Annotated in this window: 21 protein-coding genes; 15 read left to right on the top strand and 6 right to left on the bottom strand. The window is 60.1% G+C overall.

The features are described from left to right. Positions 1–26 precede the first annotated feature (26 nt). Complete coding sequence (gene gltX, locus ACYVDM_RS03405) at positions 27–1,424, bottom strand: glutamate--tRNA ligase (RefSeq protein WP_415792209.1); 1,398 nt, start codon at positions 1,422–1,424, stop codon at positions 27–29. A 122-nt stretch (positions 1,425–1,546) separates the two neighbouring features. Here gltX and ACYVDM_RS03410 point away from each other — a divergent pair, with 122 nt between their 5' ends. Next, complete coding sequence (locus ACYVDM_RS03410; RefSeq protein ID WP_415792208.1) at positions 1,547–4,000, top strand: bifunctional acetate--CoA ligase family protein/GNAT family N-acetyltransferase; 2,454 nt, start codon at positions 1,547–1,549, stop codon at positions 3,998–4,000. Between the two features lie 47 nt (positions 4,001–4,047). Here the strand turns inward: ACYVDM_RS03410 and ACYVDM_RS03415 are convergent, their stop codons facing one another. Together ACYVDM_RS03415 and yjgA are read right to left on the bottom strand one after the other, a co-directional pair. Next, positions 4,048–4,734 carry an alpha/beta hydrolase gene (locus tag ACYVDM_RS03415; RefSeq protein WP_415792207.1) on the bottom strand — a complete coding sequence of 229 codons (687 nt, stop codon included), beginning with the start codon at positions 4,732–4,734 and terminating at the stop codon, positions 4,048–4,050. A gap of 55 nt (positions 4,735–4,789) precedes the next feature. Then, complete coding sequence (gene yjgA / locus ACYVDM_RS03420; protein ID WP_415792206.1) at positions 4,790–5,341, bottom strand: ribosome biogenesis factor YjgA; 552 nt, start codon at positions 5,339–5,341, stop codon at positions 4,790–4,792. Between the two features lie 70 nt (positions 5,342–5,411). Here yjgA and pmbA point away from each other — a divergent pair, with 70 nt between their 5' ends. The 4 genes from pmbA (at position 5,412) to rpsI (ending at position 9,122) form a co-directional block, all read left to right on the top strand. Beyond that, the gene (gene pmbA, locus ACYVDM_RS03425) at positions 5,412–6,779 is read left to right on the top strand and encodes a metalloprotease PmbA (protein WP_415792302.1); all 1,368 of its coding nucleotides are present in this window, start codon (positions 5,412–5,414) and stop codon (positions 6,777–6,779) included. Positions 6,780–6,924: 145 nt separating this feature from the next. Continuing rightward, positions 6,925–8,022 (top strand): TRAP transporter substrate-binding protein, encoded by a 1,098-nt coding sequence (locus tag ACYVDM_RS03430; protein ID WP_415792205.1) that lies wholly within the window; start codon positions 6,925–6,927, stop codon positions 8,020–8,022. A gap of 269 nt (positions 8,023–8,291) precedes the next feature. Continuing rightward, the gene (gene rplM, locus ACYVDM_RS03435; protein ID WP_415792204.1) at positions 8,292–8,720 is read left to right on the top strand and encodes a 50S ribosomal protein L13; all 429 of its coding nucleotides are present in this window, start codon (positions 8,292–8,294) and stop codon (positions 8,718–8,720) included. A 9-nt stretch (positions 8,721–8,729) separates the two neighbouring features. Next, on the top strand, positions 8,730–9,122 hold the full coding sequence (gene rpsI, locus ACYVDM_RS03440) for a 30S ribosomal protein S9 (protein WP_415792203.1): 393 nt from the start codon (positions 8,730–8,732) through the stop codon (positions 9,120–9,122). Here the strand turns inward: rpsI and ACYVDM_RS03445 are convergent. Continuing rightward, the gene (locus tag ACYVDM_RS03445; RefSeq protein WP_460475311.1) at positions 9,119–9,286 is read right to left on the bottom strand and encodes a hypothetical protein; all 168 of its coding nucleotides are present in this window, start codon (positions 9,284–9,286) and stop codon (positions 9,119–9,121) included. The genes rpsI and ACYVDM_RS03445 overlap by 4 nt on opposite strands. A 45-nt stretch (positions 9,287–9,331) precedes the next feature. Between ACYVDM_RS03445 and argC the strand changes: the two genes are divergently transcribed. The 3 genes from argC (at position 9,332) to erpA (ending at position 11,666) form a co-directional block, all read left to right on the top strand. Beyond that, entirely contained in the window at positions 9,332–10,396 is a 1,065-nt protein-coding gene (argC, locus tag ACYVDM_RS03450) for an N-acetyl-gamma-glutamyl-phosphate reductase (protein WP_415792202.1), read from the top strand. Positions 10,397–10,486: 90 nt separating this feature from the next. After that, positions 10,487–11,203, top strand: a complete 717-nt coding sequence (locus ACYVDM_RS03455) for a DUF6776 family protein (protein ID WP_415792201.1) — start codon at positions 10,487–10,489, stop codon at positions 11,201–11,203. Positions 11,204–11,297: 94 nt separating this feature from the next. Further along, positions 11,298–11,666 carry an iron-sulfur cluster insertion protein ErpA gene (gene erpA / locus ACYVDM_RS03460; RefSeq protein ID WP_415792200.1) on the top strand — a complete coding sequence of 123 codons (369 nt, stop codon included), beginning with the start codon at positions 11,298–11,300 and terminating at the stop codon, positions 11,664–11,666. 28 nt (positions 11,667–11,694) lie between these two features. Here erpA and ACYVDM_RS03465 read toward each other — a convergent pair whose 3' ends face one another. Beyond that, entirely contained in the window at positions 11,695–12,834 is a 1,140-nt protein-coding gene (locus ACYVDM_RS03465) for an anhydro-N-acetylmuramic acid kinase (RefSeq protein WP_460475312.1), read from the bottom strand. Between the two features lie 21 nt (positions 12,835–12,855). Further along, complete coding sequence (locus ACYVDM_RS03470) at positions 12,856–14,259, bottom strand: M23 family metallopeptidase (RefSeq protein ID WP_415792198.1); 1,404 nt, start codon at positions 14,257–14,259, stop codon at positions 12,856–12,858. A gap of 307 nt (positions 14,260–14,566) precedes the next feature. Here ACYVDM_RS03470 and tyrS point away from each other — a divergent pair, with 307 nt between their 5' ends. The 7 genes from tyrS to ACYVDM_RS03505 all read left to right on the top strand — a co-directional run bounded on the left by tyrS (position 14,567) and on the right by ACYVDM_RS03505 (position 23,080). Beyond that, positions 14,567–15,796, top strand: a complete 1,230-nt coding sequence (gene tyrS / locus ACYVDM_RS03475) for a tyrosine--tRNA ligase (RefSeq protein ID WP_415792197.1) — start codon at positions 14,567–14,569, stop codon at positions 15,794–15,796. Between the two features lie 30 nt (positions 15,797–15,826). Continuing rightward, positions 15,827–16,480, top strand: a complete 654-nt coding sequence (locus ACYVDM_RS03480; RefSeq protein ID WP_415792196.1) for a YbhB/YbcL family Raf kinase inhibitor-like protein — start codon at positions 15,827–15,829, stop codon at positions 16,478–16,480. 497 nt (positions 16,481–16,977) lie between these two features. After that, a complete protein-coding gene (glyA, locus tag ACYVDM_RS03485; RefSeq protein WP_415792195.1) occupies positions 16,978–18,222 on the top strand; it encodes a serine hydroxymethyltransferase in 1,245 nt (414 codons plus the stop codon). A 185-nt stretch (positions 18,223–18,407) separates the two neighbouring features. Beyond that, the gene (nrdR, locus tag ACYVDM_RS03490) at positions 18,408–18,887 is read left to right on the top strand and encodes a transcriptional regulator NrdR (protein ID WP_415792194.1); all 480 of its coding nucleotides are present in this window, start codon (positions 18,408–18,410) and stop codon (positions 18,885–18,887) included. 94 nt (positions 18,888–18,981) lie between these two features. Continuing rightward, entirely contained in the window at positions 18,982–20,145 is a 1,164-nt protein-coding gene (gene ribD, locus ACYVDM_RS03495; protein WP_415792193.1) for a bifunctional diaminohydroxyphosphoribosylaminopyrimidine deaminase/5-amino-6-(5-phosphoribosylamino)uracil reductase RibD, read from the top strand. 60 nt (positions 20,146–20,205) lie between these two features. Further along, the gene (locus tag ACYVDM_RS03500; RefSeq protein WP_415792192.1) at positions 20,206–20,826 is read left to right on the top strand and encodes a riboflavin synthase; all 621 of its coding nucleotides are present in this window, start codon (positions 20,206–20,208) and stop codon (positions 20,824–20,826) included. 328 nt (positions 20,827–21,154) lie between these two features. Next, positions 21,155–23,080 (top strand): PrkA family serine protein kinase, encoded by a 1,926-nt coding sequence (locus tag ACYVDM_RS03505; protein WP_460475313.1) that lies wholly within the window; start codon positions 21,155–21,157, stop codon positions 23,078–23,080. Positions 23,081–23,085 lie beyond the last annotated feature (5 nt).

Raw genomic sequence — 23,085 nt, forward strand, 5'->3', positions numbered from 1 at the left:
GCAGGCAGCGCGCCGACTTTTATGATTTAGACAGCCGACAGACGTTGCAGCACGGTGTCTTTTCCGATCAAGGCCAGCACGGCATCGACTGCCGGTGTCTGCGTCTGGCCCACCACGGCCACCCGCAACGGGATCGCCAATTGCGGCATTTTCATGCCGCGATCCGCCAGCACGGACTTGATCAGCGCCGAGATGCCTTCGCGTGTCCAGTCGGTCGTGGCGGCGCGCTGCGCAAAGTCGGCAAGGGCCTCGCGAGCAGCCGGTGTCAGGTGTTGTTCGATCAGTTCAGCGGCCGCGGGTGCAAAGGGTTTGCAGAACAGCATGGCTGATTCGGCGAGCTGTTCCAGCGTTTCAGCGCGATCCTTCAGCAATCCCACCACGGCAGGCAAGTCAATGGCGGCGGGGTTGCCGCCACGCTTTTCAATGCGCGGTGCGACCCGGGTGGCCAACTCGTCGTTGTCCATTTGCTTGATGTAATGCGCGTTGACCCAGTTCAGCTTTTTAGGGTCCCATTGAGATGCCGATTTGGACAGATGATCGGTGTCGAACCACTGCACCAGCTGCTCGCGCGTAAAGAGCTCGTCATCACCGTGGCTCCAGCCCAGGCGGGCCAGATAGTTGATCATCGCCTCGGGCAGATAGCCTTGCGCGTCGTATTCCATGACGTTGACCGCGCCATGGCGCTTGGACAGCTTTTCGCCGTCGGGACCCAAAATCATCGGCACGTGACCATATTCAGGCAGCGTTGCGCCCAGGGCACGCAGAATGTTGATCTGGCGTGGCGTGTTGTTGACGTGATCGTCCCCGCGCAATACGTGCGTCATGCCCATATCCCAGTCGTCGACGACCACGCAGAAGTTATAGGTGGGTGTGCCGTCGGGCCGCGCAATGATCAGGTCGTCGAGCTCGCTATTGTCAAAGCTGATGGGTCCCTTGATCATGTCATTCCAGCCGGTGGCGCCCTCCTGCGGATTTTTAAAGCGCACCACGGGCTTGCGGCCCTCGGGAACGGGAGGCAGCGTTTTACCCGGCTCGGGACGCCATGTGCCGTCGTAACGCGGTTTCAATCCTTGGGCACGTGCGGCTTCGCGCATTTGCTCGACTTCCTCGGGAGAGCTGTAGCAGTAGTAGGCCGTGCCCGCTTGCAGCATCTGTGCGACGACCTCGCGATAGCGATCCATGCGCTGCATTTGATAGAACGGGCCTTCGTCAGGCTGCATGCCCAGCCAGTCCATGCTGTCCAGAATCGCCTGCACGGCCTCGGGCGTGGAACGCTCCAGGTCGGTGTCTTCGATACGCAGTACGAATACGCCCTGGTGATGGCGCGCGAACGCCCAGGAAAACAGCGCGGTGCGTGCGCCGCCCAGGTGCAGGAAACCCGTGGGCGAGGGGGCAAAACGGGTGCGAATAGGGGTCGATGTCATAGTCAGCAGAAAAAGGCGTGGCAGGTCCCGCCCAGAGGGTGGGAAACTTGGCGCGCAATCGTGGCGATCACGCAGCCGTCTTGTTACGATGGACCTATTTTAGAATAGCGCTGGATTCGCCCATGTTGAGACACGCTCTCGCCCCGCTGTTCGACCCCCAATCTCTGTTGATCGTGACCGATCGGCCCTTGCCTGTGGCCGATCATTTGCGCGCCGAATTACGCGCACGCACGACTCAGGTCGATGTACAGCCGGGGTTGGCGCCTCAATTGCCAGAGGGTTGCCAGGGCCTGGCGGCCGGGCAGCGCCCGGATTTGGCGCTGGTGTGCGTATCACCCGCCATCTTGCCGGATATCCTGCGCCGCTTGACCCCTTTGCGCCCGCGCGCGGCGATTGTGTTGCCCCACGAACTACCCGATCCTTATCCGGGCGGTACCCTGGCGTTGTGTCGTGGTTGGGCCGAAGAAACCGGCTGTGTGCTCCTGGGCCCTCGCGCGTTTGGAATACAGCGTCCGCACGAGGGGCTGAATTTCAGTCAACACCCGTCTCTCGCACGGTCGGGACGAGTCGCGCTCGTTACGCAATCACGTTCCATCACCGCTGCCGTGATGGACTGGGCGGATGACGTACATATCGGATTTTCTACGGCAATTTCGCTCGGGGACGAAGCCTCGGTGCGCCTGGCACAGGTATTGGACTTTCTGGCCAGCGACCCCCGAACCGACAGTATCGTGCTTTACCTTGAGGACGTGGGGGTGGCCCGTGAGTTCATGAGCGCACTGCGCTCGGCCGCCAGCGTCAAGCCTGTGATCGTGCTCAAGGCCGGGCGAGAGGGCCCCCCGGGTAGTGACGCCGCGCTCGATGCCGCCTTGCGGCGCGCGGGGGCGGTGCGCGTGCGTTATTTCGTGCAGTTGTTCTCCGCGGTCAAAGTGTTGGGCTACACGCGTCGACCGCGTGGCCGACAGGTGGCCATTCTGTCTAATGGCAGCGGCCCGCCGCAATTGGCGCTGGATCTCATCGGCCCCGACACGGCGATGTTGCGCGCCGAGCTGACCCCTGCCACGCGACGCTCGCTGGTAGAGCAGCTTGAGCCCGATGCGGCAACTGACAACCCCGTGATCACCTTTGTCCCACTGACTCCCCAGCGCATTCAGAGCATGCTCGATAGTCTGATTGACGATCAAGGCGTGGATGGCGTCCTGGTGTTGTTGGCGCCCGATGCCCTGGCGGATTTGTCCGCCGTTGCGCGTCAACTCGCGCAGTTTGCGCCCAAGGCACGCAAGCCGGTGGTCAGTTGCTTTATGGGTGATGCGGAAATGCGGCCGTTGCGTCGCATGCTTGACGATGCCGGGACGCCCGCGTTTCGCACACCAGAGTCTGCCGCCGACGCCTTCGGCGTGCTGTCCTCGCATTACTACAACCAGCAGCTATTGCTGCAAACGTTGCCGCCGGAGCCACCCAGTCGTCTACCGGATGTGGAGCGTGCGCGTCTTGTGCTTGAGGGTGCGCGCGCGACGGGACGGCGGAACTTGTCGGCCGCCGAATGTCGCACGGTGCTGGACGCCTTTTATGTTCCGCTGCGGGATTTTCCGCCGGGGGTGTTGCCGGGCGAACCGGAGTCCCGGCCGATGGCGATCCGCGTGCGGCGCGATCCGAACTTCGGGCCGATTATTCAGTTCGGCGCAGGGGGGCCTGATGCCTTGTTGTTCGCGGGGGCCGACCGCGGCAGGGATTTGCCGCCGCTCAATGGCTTTCTCGCGCGTCAGTTGATCGAGCGCAGTCGCGTTTGGCAGCGCGTGCTCGTCTCGCAACTCAGTATTGCGGCGGCTGAAGCCCTGCAGCAAGCCTTGGTCCATGTCTCCGAGATCATTTCTGAATTACCGGACATCGAGTCGCTGGATCTCGATCCGCTCTATGCGGGCGAGTCACAACTGCGCGCCGAGGAAGTGCGCATCACGTTGTGCTCCGATGCCGTGAGCGCCGCGCCGCAGACCAGCGGCTATCCGCATATGGCGATTCACCCCTATCCGGTCCGCTTGGTGCACCGGCGCGAGTTTGATGACGGAGCACAATGGACGATCCGTCCTATTCGTCCCGAAGACGGGCAGACGCTACAGGAATTCATTCGAGGATTGTCCGAGCGGTCGCGCTATATGCGCTTCGTGTCCATGATGCGCGAACTCACTCCGCGTATGGTCGCGCGTTATACGCAAATCGACTATCACCGCGAGCTGGCGCTCGTGGCGACGACCTTTGTGCCAAACCCTGAAAACCGGGGCCATCCGCGCGAGATCATCATCGGCTTCGCTCACTATTTACGTAATGCGGATGGGCGAGGGGCAGAGTACGCCCTGGTGATTGGAGATGATTGGCAACGCCGTCATTTGGGCGGTCAACTGATGCAGGCCCTGATCGACGCGGCGCGCGAACAAGGGCTTGAGTACATCGACGGATTGGTGTTGGCGAGCAATCGCCCCATGCTGACGCTGATGACCCGATTGGGATTCACCAACGATCCGGATCCGGACGATCCTTCGATGCGGCGCGTGTGGCTGGGTTTGGGGCCGACAGCGTGATGAGGCCCAAGCCCGCGGGCGGGATGCTTGCGGTGTGGCCGCGCCTTTTAAGCGTCGGCGGTCAACACGGTACGTAAGAACGCGGCAATATCATTGATCTCTGGCGCGCATACCGAGTGCGGCATGGGGTAGGTGTGCCACTGCACGTCGTAGCCCAGCGACTGCAGGTGCGCCAACGAGGCTTGGGCACGGGGCAGGGCGACCACCGGGTCAAAGGTCCCGTGCGCCAGGAAAATCGGTGTGTGGGCGTTGGCCTCGTGGCGTTGCGTTGCGACCGTCTCCAGCAGCGGCAGATAGCCCGACAAGCCGATCATTCCGGCCAGCTTTTCTTCCAGTCGCAACCCCGTGTGCAGTGTCATTGCGCAGCCCTGCGAAAATCCCGCCAGCACAATGCGGGACGTCGGAATGCCACGTGCGTTTTCGCGAGCAATCAACGCCCACACGGCGGCTTCGGATTGCCGGATACCGGCGGCGTCTTCTTGTCGCACGAGATCCGTGACGAGAATGTCGTACCAGGACCGCATCGCCATCCCGCCATTGATGGTGACCGGTTGCACGGGCGCATGCGGAAACACAAAGCGCACTGCCGGGCTATCAGCCAATCGCAACTCGGGCACGATAGGTGCAAAATCGTTGCCGTCGGCACCGAGCCCGTGCAGCCAGATCACGGCGTGAGTCGGATTGGGGGCAGTCTGCATTTCAAGGCAGTCCAGCAGGGCGGGGGATGCGGTCATGGCTAGAATCGAAAACGTAAGGGCGGTTGAGGGCAGGCGGCAGGGGGCGTCAGAATCAGGCTGACAACGCCTTTAACGCCTGAAACAGTGCGCGATAGTGCTTGCGCTGTGGCTCTTGTCCGGGTTGCAGGGCGGCGTTGCCCTGAGCCTCTTTGCGGGCGGCGCGAATGGTGGCGCGCAATGCCTGCGCATCGGCGTCGGGATGCGCATTGAGCAATTCCGTTAGCGCGTCGTCGTCGGTGAGCAACCGGTCGCGTAGCGTTTCCAGCCGGTGCATGGCGGCGGTTTCTTCGCGCGAGCCGTTTTCCCAGACGTCCAGTTGCGCGCGGATTTCGTCGGCCGGCGCGTCGCGCATCAGCTTGCCTACAAAATGGGTTTGTCGGCGTTTGCCTTCGCGGCTAGGGGTCCGCTGTGCCAGGCGGATCGCCTCGTACAGGCGCTCAGACAGAGGCAATTGCTTCAGACGATCAGCCGACAACTCAATTAATTGTTTGCCCAAATCGAGCAGCGCGTGCATGTCTCGCTTGATTTGAGACTTGCTGGGACGGTCGTAGCCGTTTTCGTCGAGTTCGGCCTCGGAGGCTGGATCAGGGATGGTGGAAGTCATGAGAACCGCAATAGGGAACAGCATCAACGTAGAGTTAGCTATGATAACCGTCTCTGCTCACTGGACTGCAATGGTCAATACTCCTACCTCCTCCCTTGCCCTGGCTGCGAACCACGCGCGTTTCAGCGAACTGGTCGAACAAGTCCTGGCGTATTCGCGCCAGATCGGCGCCAGCGACGCCGTCGCCGAGGTCTCCGAAAGCCTGGGGCTTTCGGTGTCGGTGCGTAAAAACGACATCGAAACCGTCGAACAAACCCGTGACCGCTCACTGGATCTGACCGTCTACGCCGGTCAAAGCCGGGGTTCGGCCTCGACCTCCGATTTCTCCGAAGCCGCCTTGCGGCAGACGGTGGAGGCCGCCTGGCACATCGCTCGCCATACGGCAGCCGATCCCGCCGCTGGCCTGCCCGATGCCGAGCTACTGGCGACCGAGATCCCCGATCTGGCGCTGCATTATCCGTGGCCCATCACCACCGAGCAGGCGGCCAAGCTGGCCTTGCGCGCTGAGCACGCCGCCGGTGCAGTGGACCGCCGTATCACCAATACTGACGGCGCGACGGTGGGAACCTACGAGGGTCAGTTCGTCATGGGTAACACCCGGGGCTTTCTGGGCGGGTATCCATACTCGCGCCATAGCCTGTCGGTAGCCCCCATTGCCGGGCGTGGCAACAACATGCAGCGCGACTACTGGTACACCTCGGAGCGCGATCCCGCCCGCCTGGCGTCACCCGAGGCGATCGGCCGTTACGCTGCCGAACGGACCTTGTCGCGCTTGTCGGCCAAGCGCATCCGTACCGGAAAATTTCCGGTGCTCTTCGAGGCGCCCTTGGCGCTGGGCTTGTTGGGCGCGTTTACCCAGGCCACGAGCGGTGGCGCCCTGTATCGCAAGGCCAGCTTTCTGCTCGATGCGCTGGGCAAACCCATTTTCCCCGAACACATCGATATCGCCGAAGATCCGCACGTGCCGGGCGGCATGGGGAGCTCGCCTTTTGATGACGAGGGGGTACGTACCCAGGCCCGCAGCGTGGTGGCCGCCGGTGTGCTCGAGGGCTATTTCCTGTCCACCTATACCGCGCGCAAACTGGGCATGGCCACGACAGGCAACGCGGGGGGATCGCACAATCTGACTTTGTCATCCCGCCTGACGCGGGCCGATGACGATTTCGCCGCCATGTTGCGCAAGCTCGGCACTGGCCTGCTGGTGACCGAACTGATCGGCCAGGGCGTCAATTACGTCACCGGCGACTACTCGCGCGGCGCATTTGGCTATTGGGTTGAAAACGGTCAAATTCAGCACGCCGTACAAGAGATCACGATCGCCGGCAATCTGGCGGACATGTTTCGCCAGATCGTGGCTGTGGGGGCCGATACCATCGCCCGTGGGACCAAGCGCACGGGCTCTATCCTGATCGAGCAAATGGCGATCGCGGGGGTTTGACGATCCATCAAGAATAGTCAAACCGTGGGTTTGCTGGCCTGTGGGGCAGGCAAACCCCTGTACAGCGCGGATATAACAACGTGTAATATCCGCCCAATATCGCCTGCGATATCCCATAACGAGTTGCCTTCGAGGAGCCAATCACATGCAACGCCGTTCCTTTTTGAAACAAGCCGGCCTGGGGGCTGTCGCGGGCAGCGCCGCGGTTGCCGCGCCGGTATTCGCGCAAGATGCGCCCACCCTGAACTGGCGCATGGCGTCCAGCTTTCCGCGCAGCCTGGATACGCTGTACGGCACGGGCGAAATCTTCTGCAAGTTCGTCAGCGAAGCCACGGGTGGCAAATTCACCATCCGCCAATTCCCCGGCGGCGAGATTGTCCCGGCTTTGCAGGTGATGGACTCCGTATCCAATAACACCATCGAATGCGGTCACACCGTTTCGTACTACTACTACGGCAAAAATCCCGCATTCTGCTTTGACGCGGCCGTGCCTTTTGGCCTGAACGCCCGTCAAATGAACGCTTGGATGTTCGACGGCGACGGCATGAAGCTGACCCGCGAAATGTTCAAGCCGCAGAAAATCGTCAACTTTCCGATGGGCAATACCGGCGTGCAAATGGGCGGCTGGTATCGCAAGGAAATCAAGACGGTCGAAGACCTCAAGGGCCTGAAAATGCGCACCGCTGGTTTTGCGGGCGAAGTCCTGTCCCGTTTGGGCGTGGTGCCCCAGCAACTGGCTGGTGGCGACGTATACCCGTCGCTCGAAAAGGGCACGCTGGACGCCGTCGAGTTCGTTGGCCCCTACGATGATGAAAAACTCGGCTTTAACAAGGTCGCTAAGTACTACTACTACCCGGGCTGGTGGGAAGGCGGCCCGCAGGTCTCGTTGTATCTGAACGAAGGTGCCTGGGGGGGGCTGCCCAAGAACTACCAGGCCATCGTCGAGGCGGCCAGCCGCGTCGCGCACGTCGCCATGACCGCCCGCTACGACGCGCTCAACCCCGGCGCCCTGCGCAAGCTGATCGCCGCCGGTGCCGAGCTGCGCCCGTTCCCACGTTCGGTCATGGACGCGTCCTATGCGGCCGCCCAGACGGTCTACAAAGAGTTTTCCGACAAAGACCCGCAATTCAAGGCTTTGTACGACAACTACATGGGTTTCCGCGACAGCATCGTGCCCTGGTTCCGTCTGGCCGAAGGGTCCTACGACCAATATCTCGGCGTGGCCATGTCGTCCAAGAAGTAATCGGATTGTCGCTTGAACACAACCGGCCCCGCGGGGCCGGTTGTGCATTATTTGAGCAGTCATGCTAGAATTGTCAGCTTTCCCTTATTCCGGTTGGTAGCACGGGCGGGTAATAACGCTTAGGCCAGCCGCGGGTCCATCAGCGAATCATCAGGGCAGGGACTTTCCCCGGTCAGGTGGCAGATGATGGCTCAACGCACAACGGAACGAGGAAAAAGTCTTGCCAGGCTCTTCTGGCAAGGGAAATTTTTACCTTTTAGGAACCAATCATGAAGACCTTTGTGGCCAAGCCGCATGAAGTCCAGCGTGACTGGTTTGTGATCGACGCCAAGGACAAAGTCCTCGGTCGTGTGGCCAGCGAAGTCGCACGTCGTCTGCGTGGCAAGCACAAACCTGAATTCACGCCGCACGTTGATACGGGCGATTACATCGTCATCATCAACGCCGCTGACATCGTCGTTACGGGTAACAAGACGCAAGACAAGAAGTACTTCCGTCACACCACCTACCCGGGCGGTATCCGTGAAACGAACTTCGAGAAAATGCAGCAGCGTTTTCCCGGCCGCGCCATCCAGAAGGCCGTCAAGGGCATGCTGCCCAAGGGTCCGCTGGGCTACGCCATGATCAAGAAACTCAAGGTGTACGCCGGTGCCGAGCACCCGCACACCGCTCAGCAGCCCAAGCCGCTGGATATCTAAGGAAACGCCATGATCGGTAACTGGAACTACGGAACCGGCCGTCGCAAAACCTCGGTGGCTCGTGTCTTCATCAAAAAAGGTTCGGGCAACATCGTTGTTAACGGCAAGCCCGTCGACGAATTTTTCGCCCGCGAAACGGGTCGCATGATCGTGCGTCAGCCGCTCGATCTCACTAGCCACCTGGAATCGTTCGACATCAAAGTCAACGTGCACGGCGGCGGTGAAACCGGCCAAGCCGGCGCGATCCGTCACGGCATCACTCGCGCTTTGATCGACTACGACGCGGCGCTCAAGCCCGCGCTGTCGCAAGCTGGCTTCGTCACCCGTGACGCCCGCGAAGTCGAACGTAAGAAAGTCGGCTTCCGCAAGGCCCGTCGGCGCAAGCAGTTCAGCAAGCGCTAATCGCCTTGTTCTTCCAGGCCGCGCAAGCGGCTCTGGTTGGCCAAACAACAAGCCCCTGTTTTTACAGGGGCTTGTTGTTTCAGGTCGGCGTATTCGCACGTTTTGGCGCGGTATACGGTCCACGGCCAGCGTTCATCCGCGATGTCTTCGGCTGATTGTGTCATGTGTTAGCGATACAATCATTTTTCGTTCTACGGAAACCCTTCACCATGGCTCACGCACCCCATTCCCGCATCAAGGTTGGCATTGTTGGCGGTACCGGTTATACCGGCGTCGAATTGCTGCGCTTGTTGTCGCAGCATCCCCATGTCGAGCTGACTGCCATTACGTCTCGCAAAGAAGACGGATTGCCTGTCGCTGATATGTACCCCAACCTGCGCGGTCATGTGAGTCTGGCGTTTACCACGCCCGAAAAAGCCAATTTGGTCGATTGCGATGTCGTGTTTTTTGCCACGCCGCATGGCGTGGCAATGGCCCAGGCACAAGAGCTGCTGGCCGCCGGCACGCGCATCATCGATTTGGCCGCGGACTTCCGTCTGCAGGACATCGCCACGTTCGAACGCTGGTACAAAATGCCGCATTCGTGCCCCGATATCCTGGCCGAGTCCACGTATGGCCTGGTCGAGCTCAATCGTGAGGCCGTCGCCAACGCCCGTGTCATCGGCAATCCCGGTTGTTATCCCACGACCGTCCTGTTGGGTCTGGCCCCCTTGATCGAAAACGGCGCCAAACTCGTCGATACGCAGACCCTGATTGCGGACTGCAAGTCAGGTGTGTCGGGGGCAGGGCGCAAGGCCGAGGTCAGCACCTTGTTCTCCGAGGCCAGCGACAACTTCAAGGCATACGGGGTGGCGGGCCATCGGCATCATCCTGAAATCACCGAGCAGCTTGAAAAACTCGCCGGCGGCAAGGTCGGCCTGACCTTCGTACCGCATCTCGTGCCTATGATTCGTGGCATGTTCTCGACGCTGTACGCGCGCATTCGCCCTGAAGCGATGGACACCGATTTTCAGGCGCTCTATGAAAAGCGTTATGCCGACGAGGCCTTTGTGGATGTCATGCCGGCGGGCAGCTTGCCCGAAACCCGGTCGGTGCGCGCGTCCAACACCCTGCGCATTGCTGTGCAACGTCCCGACAATGGCGATTTGCTCATTGTGCTCGTCATCCAGGACAATCTGGTCAAGGGCGCATCGGGCCAGGCCGTACAAAATATGAACTTGATGTTTGGCCTGCCGGAATCCGCCGGGCTCGATCAGGTCGCCATCCTGCCCTAAGCCCACGCTGGGCCGGCTCGCTGGAGTCGGTCCGGTCGCCTGATGCAATCTGCTTCCGAATCCCCACCAGAGCACCGTTCCGGCTCCCTCATGCGATGGTTCATCGTGCTCTGCACCTTGCTAATCGGCTTGGGGCTAGGCGCGGTCGCGGGCTACCAATACGCACGCCAATCCGTGATACGAGCGCCCAGCGTTGTCATCACGGCAGAGCAAATCGCCGCCCAAGACGCCGCCGTGCGCCAGAGCCAGGCAGAAAGCCGCTTTTTGCGGGCGCAGCTCGACACCGCCGATGGCGAGATTGCCGTCGAGCGCGCCGCGCGTAAAGAGCTCGAAGTCCAATTGACATCCAGCCAGGACGAGCTGGGGCGAGTTCGTGACCGTTTGGCGTTCTTTGAGCAGCTGCTGCCGCCGGGACCCGAGGGGGCTGTCGAGATCCGCGGCGCCGAAGTCGAGCGCGACGGACAGGGCCTGAAATACCGTGTGTTGTTGATGCGCAGTGGCCGCAACGGCGGGGCCCCGTTTGATGGCGCGTTGCGCTTTCAGGCAGTGGGACTGCTCAAGGGGGATACCGTTTCTGTGGATTTGGTGCCGATGCAGTTCACCTCCGCCGACGCTACCGACAAGAAAGCCGCCTCGCAGGACGACGAGGCCGCCGAAGGCGGCTCTCTGGCCCTGAAATTCGAGCAATACCAACGCAGCGAAGGCGTGCTCGCGCTGCCCGAGGGATTCGTCCCCGATACCGTAACCGTCAGCGTTCTCGAGGGCACGACCGTGCGTGCATCCCGTACGATCAAACTAGCATTTTGAACCCTGGGCGTGTGTGCGCTACTATGGACCCATCATGGCGCTAGGTGCGCCGACTTAATATGTGATTTGGCCGTTCCCGGCCAGGAGCTCCACCATGAACGCAGTAACCGAAACCGTCGATCTCCAGGCGCCGCCGACGCCGTTGATTTTCACTGATTCCGCGGCAGCCAAGGTCAAGGACCTGTTGGCCGAAGAAGGCAACGCCGAGTTGAAATTGCGCGTATTCGTGCAAGGCGGCGGCTGTTCGGGCTTTCAGTATGGCTTCACCTTTGACGAAGCCGTCAACGACGACGACACCGTGTTGGACAAGGATGGCGTCCAATTGCTGGTTGATCCCATGAGCTTCCAGTACCTGGTAGGTGCAGAGATCGACTACAAAGAAGATCTCGAAGGCGCCCAGTTTGTGATTCGCAACCCCAACGCCAGTACCACCTGCGGCTGCGGTTCGTCGTTTTCGGTATAAGTCTCGGCAGGCGGCCCGCCTGAGACCATCAGGCGGGATACAGCGCGCCCAGTACACGGGGGCCTCGCGCGCCCGTGACGTCCGGCACTCCCGCCGGAATTCGATCCAGAAAGGCCTGTGCCAGCCATGCAAATGCCATGGCTTCGACCCATTGTGCGGGTACGCCGACGCTATCCGTGGTCTGCACGGGTCGTTGCAAGCAGATCGCCAATTCGCGCATCAATCCCGGATTGCGGGCGCCGCCGCCGCACACCAGTACATCGTGTGTGGCGGGCGCACTGGCCTCCAGCGCATCCACCACGGTACGGGCGGTAAAGCGTTGTAGCGTCGCCTGCACATCCTGTGGCGCGATTTGGCCGTCGCTATCGTCACTATGCAGGCGTTGATCCAACCACGCCGCATTGAACAGATCGCGACCCGTCGATTTCGGGGGCGAGAGCGCCAACCATGGTTCGCCAGATAGCAAAACCTCCAACAATGCGGGCTGCACCTGTCCTGTCGCGGCCCACCGGCCGTCGGCATCGTATGGCTGTCCGGTATGCCTTTGGCACCACATATCCAGCAAAACGTTAGCCGGGCCGGTATCAAACCCACGAGGGGGCTCGCCTGGCGTCAGCAGCGTTAGATTGGCAATACCGCCAAGATTCAATACGGCACGTGGGTGCGGCGATGTGAACATCGCCGCATGAAAGGGTGGCACCAGCGGGGCACCCTGGCCGCCAGCGGCTACGTCCCGACTACGAAAATCCGCCACCACATCTATACCCGTCAACTCGGCCAGCAAGGCCGGCGCATTGAGCTGCGAGGTATAGCCCAGCTCTGGTCGATGGCGCACGGTTTGTCCATGCGCGCCAATCGCGGCGATGGCCGTGGAGGGCTGTTGGGCCTGAGCCAACAAGGTGTGCACTGTGTCTGCGTATAGCTTGGCCAGCCCCTGGCTGGCCAACGCGGCCCGGTGCAATTCGTTATCCCCACATTGGTTCAGGGCGAACAGCTCTCCGCGCAGTGTGTCCGGCATGGGCAGCGAGGCCGTCGCCAGGACATTGGGGCGCTGCCCGGACGCCAGTTCGACCAGCACGCCATCCGCGCCATCCATGCTGGTGCCAGACATCAGGCCCACAAACAGGCGGCTGGACGTGGGGGAGTGCGAGCCGCGGGGTTCAGGCATAGGTAAAGCTCAAGGGCCGCGTTAGCGGCTGGCGACATTGGTGCTGGATTCGGGTAACGTCTGCTGCAAATGCGTCAGCAACTGAAGTTGCTGCTTGTAGACCTGGGTCGCTGCCTGGAACTGGCGCGCTTCCTCGGGCTCGAGCGGTCGGGAAATCGGCAAGTCGGCGGCCAGCGGGTCGACGGGTTGATCGTCAATACGGAATTCGTAATGCAAGTGCGGACCTGTCGCCCAGCCGGTAGATCCTACATAGCCGATCAATTCGCCTTGCGACACCTTGACACCCGGTTTGACGCCGGAAGCAATACGGCTTTGGTGTGCGTACAAGGTCGAATACTCGCCGTAGTGCTTGACGATGACGACATTGCCATAACCATTTTTCCAGCCCGCGAACTCCACCGTGCCATCCGCCGTCGAGTGCACAGGAGTACCCGTGGGTGCCGCGTAATCCACGCCCTTGTGCCCCGTCCACGTCTTGTGAATCGGGTGCATGCGCATGCCAAAAGTAGAACTGATCCGCGAGAACTTCAGTGCCGTGCGCAGAAAAGCGCCGCGCAGGCTGACCCCGTCAAAGCCATAGTAATTGCCTGACTTGCCGTCCGCGCTGAACCATACCGCGTTATGTATCTTGCCCTTGTTTATGAACTCTACCGCCAGCAAGCGTCCCGCACCGGCGTAGCGGCCCTGATGCGACCGAGCCTCGTACACCACGCGGAACTGGTCTCCCGGGCGAATATCGCGCAGAAAATCGATCTTGGCGCCTAGCACATCCGCCATCTGTTGCGTGACCGAGTCAGGGATGCCTGCCTCATCGGTCGCGCCAAACAACGAAGAACGAATCGTGCCCACGGCGACACGGGTTTGCATATCCGTGCTGTCGCTGATCTCGCGGGCCGCGTAAGTGTCCTGCGTGGGCGTCACCAACAGCATTTTGGTCGTGACCTGACCGTCGTTTTCTTCGCCGGGGGTGTGGATATAACGCAGCCAGGCCAACTTGCCCTGGGCATCGGTGGCGGCCTGAACCGCGCGGCCGGGATACAGCTTGTAAATACTGCGGGCACTGCGCTCGCGGGTCAAAAACTGCAGCAAACCGGGGGAGTCGATATCCAGCCGTCGCAGAACCGACGCCAGCGTGTCACCAGAGCGGATACGTGTTTCGCTGATAAATGGCGCAGCGCTCGTGTCAGTGCTGACGTGAACCTGGTTGGCGCTCAGCGGCATGAGACTTTGAATCTGACGCGCAGCCGGCAAATCGGCGCGGTCGGGCTTGACCATACCTAAAGCGGCAGCGCCTGCGAACAATCCAATGGTGGTAACCAGCAACGTGCGGCGCAAGAGACCGACGCGGCCGGACGACTCGGGGCGAGACAGGGCGGCGGCGCTACTTGCGGAGCGATCAGCCGGACTGTTAGAGCCACGATCCATCAATATAAAACCTTTCTTTCGGGGGTGTTTCCAGGATGCTTGCACGTAAACCGCACCTGCGCCTGGACGTACAAGAAATACACAGCACGCCGGCGCCTCGAGAGGCATCTAGTAAACAACGGGTGTTTTGCCGGGTCGCAACTGCAATAAACGTCATAATGCATGCAGTTGCGTATGATTAGCGTCGTATCCTAGCTGATTCAGCTAGAATTTTCGACTGATTTTCAGGCTAAGTTGTTAGTTTTTACAGGTTTTTTGCAACTTTCCGTCTTCCCCTGGTCTTTTTTTTGCCCGTCCGGCCCCTGACATGTCCCAACCCGAAGCCCCCATTACCCCCGAAGTCGAAGCCGACCTGCGCGTCGCCAAGCGCGGATGTGACGAATTGCTCGTCGAATCCGAGTTCGCCCGCAAGCTGGCCAAGAGCCGTGCGACCGGCGTACCGCTGCGCATCAAGCTCGGGTTGGATCCCACCGCGCCCGACATCCACTTGGGCCACACGGTGGTGCTGAACAAGATGCGTCAACTGCAGGACCTGGGCCACAACGTCATCTTTCTGATTGGCGACTTCACCTCCACCATTGGTGATCCCAGTGGTCGCAACTCGACCCGTCCGCCACTTACGCGCGAACAAATCGAAACCAACGCCAAAACCTACTACGCCCAGGCCAGCCTTGTCCTCGACCCGGCCCGTACTGAAATTCGTTACAACTCCGAGTGGTGCGACCCCCTGGGTGCGCGCGGTCTGATTCAACTCGCCTCGCGCTACACCGTCGCCCGCATGATGGAGCGCGACGACTTCACCAAGCGCTTCAAAACCGGTGTGCCTATCGCCGTACACGAATTCCTGTACCCCTTGATGCAAGGCTACGACTCCGTTGCCCTGAAATCCGACCTCGAACTCGGTGGCACCGACCAGAAATTCAACCTGCTCGTCGGCCGCGAATTGCAAAAAGAATACGGCCAGGCCCCCCAGTGCGTCCTGACCATGCCACTGCTCGAAGGCACCGACGGCGTCGAAAAAATGTCCAAATCCAAGGGCAACTACATCGGCATCTCAGAAAGCCCCGACTCCATGTTCGGCAAACTGATGTCCATCTCCGACGTCCTCATGTGGCGCTACTTCGAGCTGCTCTCCTTCCGCTCGCTCGACGACATCGCAGCCCTGAAAGCCAGCATCGACGCCGGCGCCAACCCGCGCGACATCAAATTCGCCCTGGGCCAGGAAATCGTCGCCCGATTCCACTCAAAACAGGCCGCCGAATCCGCGCTGGCCAACTTCCAGGCGCGCTTTCGTGATGGCGTCGTGCCGGAGGACATGCCCGAAGTCAACGTCGCCGGCGCTCCGCTTGGTATCCTTAAAGTTCTGCGCGAAGCCGGACTCGTCGCCTCCGGCGCCGAAGCACAGCGTAACGTCGAACAAGGTGGCGTACGCGTCAACGGCGATCGGATCGAAGACAAATCGTTGCAATTACAAGCCGGTTCTTATGTCATCCAAGTAGGCAAGCGGAAGTTCGCTCGTGTTAACTTGGCTGGGTAAGAAGCGCCCAACGCCTTGCTGGAGTACGACATGAAACTTTCGAGTTTATCTTTTTCCGATAACGAGTCGATTCCCGATCGCTACGCATTCGGCAAGATCGACGACCAGTCGCACGTCGCCCTCGCGGAAAACTTCAATCCCCAGTTCTCCTGGGGCGAGGTTCCCGACGGCACCCAATCGTTCGTCCTGATCTGCCACGATCCCGACGTGCCCTCCAAACCCGACGACGTCAATCTGGAAGGACGGACCGTTCCCGCCAGCCTGTCGCGCGTAGACTTTTTCCATTGGGTCCTGATCGACCTCGACGCCGAGCTGCGCGAAATCGGCGAAGGCACCTTCTCCAACGGCATCACACCGCGCGGCAAAGGTGGCCCCCTGGCTCCCAACGACGCGCGCCAAGGGATCAACGACTACACCACCTGGTTCGCCGCCGACCGCGACATGAATGGCGATTACTTCGGCTACGATGGCCCGTGCCCCCCTTGGAACGATGAGATCCTCCATCGCTACGTCTTTACTCTGTATGCCCTGGATGTCCCCAAACTCGGCGTACAAGGCAACTTCAACGGTAACGACGTCCTAAAGGCCATGCAGGGCCACATCCTGGCCCAATCCAGCCTGACCGGCACTTACACCCTCAACCCCGACCTGGCCCCCAAACAGATCGGCAGCACCGCCACCTGACAATCAACACATTGCCCGTCAGGCAAAGCATGCCTTCCCCAGGCATGCTGCGGTCGCAGCACAGCGGCGAGCTGAGGTAGAGAGCACAAGGCAAACACCAGCAGTGAGCCCGGATCGAGCACAAGGAGGCAAGCAATCACTGTGAGTTTCTGTCGGGTGTAAAGGCTACGCTGGCCCAATCGCGTCGGCTCGGCCCAACCAGGGGCCTCGGCCCCGCTACGCGGGGCTGCCCGACGCTCAAAGGGCCAGCGTAGCCTTTACACCCGACAGAAACGCCTTACAGAGAGAGACAGCCTCCCCCGCGTCAAATCCTCTGCATGAAATCTCCTCATACTCAAATTGAGCCCTCCCGCAAGTCGATCGACATTGCCCGCTATTGACGTCTCTCCCAGCCGGATTTTGCGGAAAATCAACAGGCTAGGCCAGAACGCAAGCACTCCTGTCGCGGTAAACTACTAGTCATCCGTCATTCCCATCCTTACGCCTCAGGAACCTCCATGTTCGACCGCAAACTGACCCTGTCCCAGGTAGACCCCGACGTCTGGGCCGCTATCCAGAAAGAAGACGTCCGCCAGGAACAGCATATCGAGCTGATCGCTTCGGAAAACTACGCCAGCCCCGCTGTCATGCAAGCCCAAGGCACGCAACTGACCAACAAATACGCGGAAGGCTACCCGGGCAAACGCTACTACGGTGGGTGCGAATACGTCGACGTGGTTGAGCAACTCGCGATCGATCGCCTGAAAGAAATCTTTGGCGCCGAAGCCGCGAACGTCCAGCCCAACTCCGGCTCCCAGGCCAACCAGGGCGTCTACATGGCCGTCCTCAAGCCGGGCGACACCGTGCTGGGCATGAGCCTGGCCGAAGGCGGTCACCTGACCCACGGCGCCTCCGTCAACGCCTCCGGAAAACTGTACAACTTCGTCTCCTACGGTCTGGACGCCGACGAAGTCCTCGACTACGAACAAGTCGAACAACTCGCCAAAGAACACAAACCCAAGCTCATCGTCGCTGGCGCATCGGCCTACGCCCTGCGCATTGACTTCGAGCGCATGGCACAGATTGCTCACGACAATGGCGCGCTGCTGATGGTCGACATCGCGCACTACGCCGGTCTGGTCGCCGGTGGCGTCTACCCCAATCCCTTCCCGCACGCCGACTTCGTCACCTCCACCACGCACAAATCCTTGCGCGGCCCGCGTGGTGGCGTGATCATGATGAAGGCTGAATACGAGAAAATCATCAATTCCGCGATTTTCCCCGGCATACAGGGCGGCCCTTTGATGCACGTCATTGCCGCCAAGGCCGTCGCCTTCAAGGAAGCCCTCCAGCCCGAATTCAAACAGTACGCCGAACAAGTCGCCAAAAACGCCAAAGTCCTGGCCGAAACCCTGGTCAAGCGTGGGCTGCGTATCGTGTCAGGTCGCACCGAAAGCCACCTCATGCTGGTCGACCTGCGCCCCAAGGGCATCACCGGCAAAGAAGCCGAAGCCGTACTGGGCCAAGCACACATTACCGTCAACAAAAACGCCATCCCCAACGATCCCGAAAAACCCTTCGTGACCAGCGGTATTCGTCTGGGCACGCCGGCCATGACCACCCGTGGTTTCACCGAAGCCGACGCGGAGCTCACCGGCAACCTGATCGCCGACGTGCTCGACAATCCGCGTGACGAAGCCAACATCGCTGCCGTCCGCGCCCGCGTCAACGAACTGACCGCGCGTCTGCCGGTATACGGCTAAAAAGCGCTCGCTGGCGCCCGCTTAAACCCGGCGCCACAGCCTTGGGCCAAGCTGAACCATCCGCCAAAAGCGGACCCGGCCAGCTTGGCCGCGTCGTCTCCTGGCGTATATTTGCATCGCTTGCACCGCATAACCCTGCAAGCGTCATTACAATACGGCGACTGAGTTGAGCTGGGGGACGCATCATGAAATGCCCATTCTGCGGCAATGCCGATACCCAGGTGGTAGATAGCCGGGTATCCGAAGAAGGCGATACCATTCGCCGTCGCCGCCGTTGTCCGGCCTGTGACAAACGCTTCACCACCTACGAGCGCATCGAGTTGGCTATGCCGTCCGTGGTCAAGCGCAACGGCAGTCGTAGTGATTACGACGCCTCCAAGCTGCGCGCCAGCCTGTCCCTGTCCCTGCGCAAACGCCCCATCAGCACCGGCGAGGTCGACAGCGTCGTCGCCCGCATCGAAGAAACCCTGCTTGCCAGTGGTCAGCGCGAGATCTCGACCGAGCGCATTGGTGAGCTTGTCATGGTCGAGCTCAAAAAACTCGACAAAGTCGCCTACGTGCGCTTTGCCTCCGTCTACAAAAATTTCGAAGACATCGGCGAATTCGTCGAAGCCATTCGAGAAATGCAGGGCCCCATGCTGCCTGGCAAATTGCGTCGCAAATAATCCGGCCGACGCCCCGAGCGCGGCACGCCGTATCGGGACACAGCGCACCGTGTAGATTACACACGCCGAGCATACAATTGCAGGCGTGACTTCAATGACCGACACCGACGACATCAAATGGATGCGCCACGCGCTGGCGCTGGCCCGCGGCGTGATGAACACGACGACCCCCAACCCCAGGGTGGGCTGCGTCATCGTGCGAGACGGCCGCATCCTTGGCGAAGGGGCCACTCAGCCCCCAGGCGGGCCGCATGCCGAGATCTGCGCCCTGCGCGACGCCGCCGTACGCGGCGAATCTGTCCGGGACGCCACGCTATATGTGACCCTTGAGCCGTGTAGCCATTTTGGGCGCACGCCACCCTGTGTCGATGCGGTGATCGCTGCGCAGCCCGCTCGCGTCGTGATCGCCATGGGTGACCCGAACCCTCAAGTCAACGGCCAAGGCCTGGCGCGTTTGCAAGCAGCCGGCATCTCCGTGATCACGGGCGTTTGCACCGAAGAGTCCCTGGAAATCAATGCGGGATTTGTTGCCCGCATGAGCCGTGGCACGCCCTGGGTCTGGGTCAAAATGGCTGCATCGCTCGATGGGCGCAGTGCCCTGCATAACGGTGTATCGCAATGGATTACCGGTGAAGACGCCCGTGCCGATGGCCATGCCTGGCGCGCACGCAGTTGCATCGTCTTGACAGGAATGGGGACACTGCTCAAAGACAACCCGCGACTCAACGTACGCAGTGTGTCCACCACGCGTCCCCCTCGTCGGGCGATTATCGATGGGCGTTTCGAGGTTCCCGAAAATGCCCTGTTGTTTGACAGTGCCCATGTCGACGGGGTGGAAACGCTGATCTTCACCGCCCAGCCCGATGCCGCGTCGTCCGGTAAAGCCGCACGCTTGGCCCAGCGCAATGTACGCGTCATTGCTCTGCCTTCGGCAGTGGCCGATCGTGTCGACTTGCCTGCCATGATGCATTGGCTGGGCCGTCACGAGATCAACGAAGTGCACGTCGAGGCCGGTGCCGGTCTGGGTGGGGCGCTCGTCTCGGCAGGTTGTGTTGATGAGTTGCTGGTGTATCTCGCACCCGTATTGCTGGGTGACGCGGCGGGCATGCTCAAATTACCGATGATCGAACATCTGGATAGCGCGCGCCGGTTTGCTTTCACCGACGTGGCGCGCGTCGGTGCGGATCTACGCCTGCGTGCACGAGATGCCGCACGCTGGCAGGCCCTGCATCATGCGATCATGAGTCAAAAAGCATAAGGCGTTAACGCACTGACGAGCTACAGGGGTAAATCCCCATACTGAAGGAAAACCCATTCTATGTTTACTGGTTTGGTCGCGGCGGTTGGCCGCATCGTTCACCTGGCGCCTTTGGCAGACACCCAACAAGGGGGTGTACGGTTGGATATCGAGGCGGGCGAGCTTAATCTTGATGATGTGGGCATTGGCGATTCGATCGCCGTGCAAGGGGCCTGCATGACCGTGGTTGCGTTGCAAGCGCGGCGTTTTCAGGTCGACGTTTCGCGAGAAAGCCTGAACCTCACTGTCGGCCTGGATCGCGCTGGCGACGTCAATCTCGAAAAGTCACTGCGCGTCGGCGATCAGATCGGCGGCCACCTCGTATCGGGTCACGTCGATGGCATGGGTGAGGTGCTGAGCTTTGATAAGGTGGGGGAATCCCGAGAGCTCGTGATTCGCGTCCCCGCGCATTTGGCGCGCTTTCTGGCCTATAAAGGGTCGATCACCGTCAACGGTATCAGCCTGACCGTGAATCGGGTCACCGATGTGGTCGATGGCTGCGACATCAGTATCAACGTGATTCCGCATACGCAGGCCGTAACGACACTGCGCACGGTTAAATCAGGGGATCGCGTCAATCTCGAAGTCGATACGATTGCGCGCTACGTGGAACGCATGCTGAGCGCCAAACCGCAGACCTAATGCGCTATGGCCGCACCATCAGCGCGCGTCGCGTGCGCTGATGGTGCGGCGACGTCCTTCATGCGCCCATTTTGATATGCACTGAAACGTGCATTACCTGCGTTCACATGATTTTGATGATTCTTTGCTTGATTCAAGGAACTTGTTCCGGGATGCTATAGCCTAACCGTAAACGAGCCCATCAACCCCATTCTATGGTGTGTGGCGAAAGCAACATATCAAGATGATGTGCATAACTCCATTACGATAAAGTCTAGCGACTTTGGAAAATGAGGAACACAATGGGATAACGGACTCGTTAACAGACATGCGCTGTAGGAGGTTATCCGTGCAAAACATCGTCGAAGGCTTCAAGTCGCTATACGCGCAAGACCAGGAAACCGAGCTTTCCCTTGAGGAATATCTTGAGCTGGTCAGAAGCGATCCCATGTCTTATGCCAGCCCTGCCGAACGCATGCTGGCGGCGATAGGCGAGCCAGAACTCATCGATACCCGCAACGATCAGCGGTTGTCCCGGTTGTTCTCCAATCGGGTCGTGCGGCGCTATCCCGCTTTTAAAGAGTTTTTCGGGCTCGAAGAAGTCGTCGACCAGATCGTGGCTTTCTTCAAGCATGCGGCTCAGGGCCTCGAGGAACGCAAGCAGATCCTATATCTGCTCGGACCCGTCGGTGGTGGCAAATCCTCCATCGCCGAGCGTCTGAAAGTACTGATGGAAAGCTATCCCATCTACGCACTCAAGGGGTCGCCCATCCATGAGTCTCCGCTGGGCCTGTTCCATCCGGATCGATTCGGCGACATGCTCGAAACAGAATACGGCGTGCCGCGCCGCTATCTCAGCGGCATCATGTCGCCCTGGGCAATCAAGCGCCTAAAAGAATTTGACGGCGATATTTCGCAGTTCCGCGTGGTGCGCCTGACGCCATCGGTCTTGCGCCAAGTGGCGATCGCCAAGACTGAGCCCGGCGATGAAAATAACCAGGATATTTCTTCCCTGGTGGGCAAGGTCGACATCCGCAAGCTTGATCGCCATTCACAAGACGACCCTGATGCCTACAGCTACTCAGGGGGCCTTTGCCTGGCGAACCAGGGTTTGCTCGAATTTGTCGAGATGTTCAAAGCGCCTATCAAGATGTTGCATCCGTTGCTGACCGCGACACAGGAAGGTAACTTCAAGGGCACCGAAGGGTTCTCCGCCATTCCGTTTAATGGGCTGATTCTCGCGCACTCCAACGAATCCGAGTGGCAAACCTTCCGCAACAACAAGCACAACGAGGCATTCCTCGACCGTATCTATATCGTCAAGGTGCCGTACTGCTTGCAGGTGACCGAAGAAATCGAGATCTACAACAAGCTCTTGCGCAATAGCTCGCTGGCGAAGGCGCCGTGCGCGCCCGGCACGCTGGACACGATGGCGCAGTTCTCGGTATTGACCCGGCTGAAAGAACCCGAAAACTCCAGCATCTATTCCAAGTTGCGGGTGTATGACGGCGAGACCCTGAAAGACGTCGATCCCAAAGCCAAGGCGTTGCAGGAATACAAAGACTACGCCGGCACCGACGAAGGCATGACCGGGGTTTCCACCCGCTTCGCCTACAAGATCCTGTCCAGCGTCTTTAATCACGATCAGACCGAGATCGCGGCGAACCCAGTGCACCTGATGTATGTGTTGGAGCAACGCATCGCTCGCGAAGACTACCCCGAGGACGTCCGCCGTCGTTATCTGGATTTCATCAAGGGGTATCTGGCGCCGCGCTACGCCGAGTTCATTGGCAAGGAAATCCAGACTGCTTACCTGGAATCTTATTCCGAGTACGGACAAAATATTTTCGACCGCTATGTCACCTTTGCCGACTGCTGGATTCAGGACGAGGAGTTCCGCGACCCCGAAACCGGCGAGAGCTTTGATCGCAGCGCATTGAATGACGAGCTCGAAAAAATCGAAAAACCCGCGGGTATCGCCAACCCCAAAGATTTCCGCAACGAGATTGTTAACTTCGTATTGCGGGCGCGTGCCAATAACGCGGGCCGCAATCCGACCTGGACCAGCTACGAAAAGCTGCGCGAAGTCATCGAGAAAAAAATGTTCTCGAACACCGAAGACTTGCTGCCGGTTATCTCTTTCAACGCCAAAGCTTCTGCCGAAGACAGATCCAAGCATCAAAGTTTTGTCGACCGCATGGTGGATAAGGGCTATACCGAGAAACAAGTGCGCTTGCTGTGCGAATGGTACCTGCGAGTGAGGAAATCTTCCTGAGCGAG

This window comes from Bordetella tumulicola, from assembly GCF_054779135.1.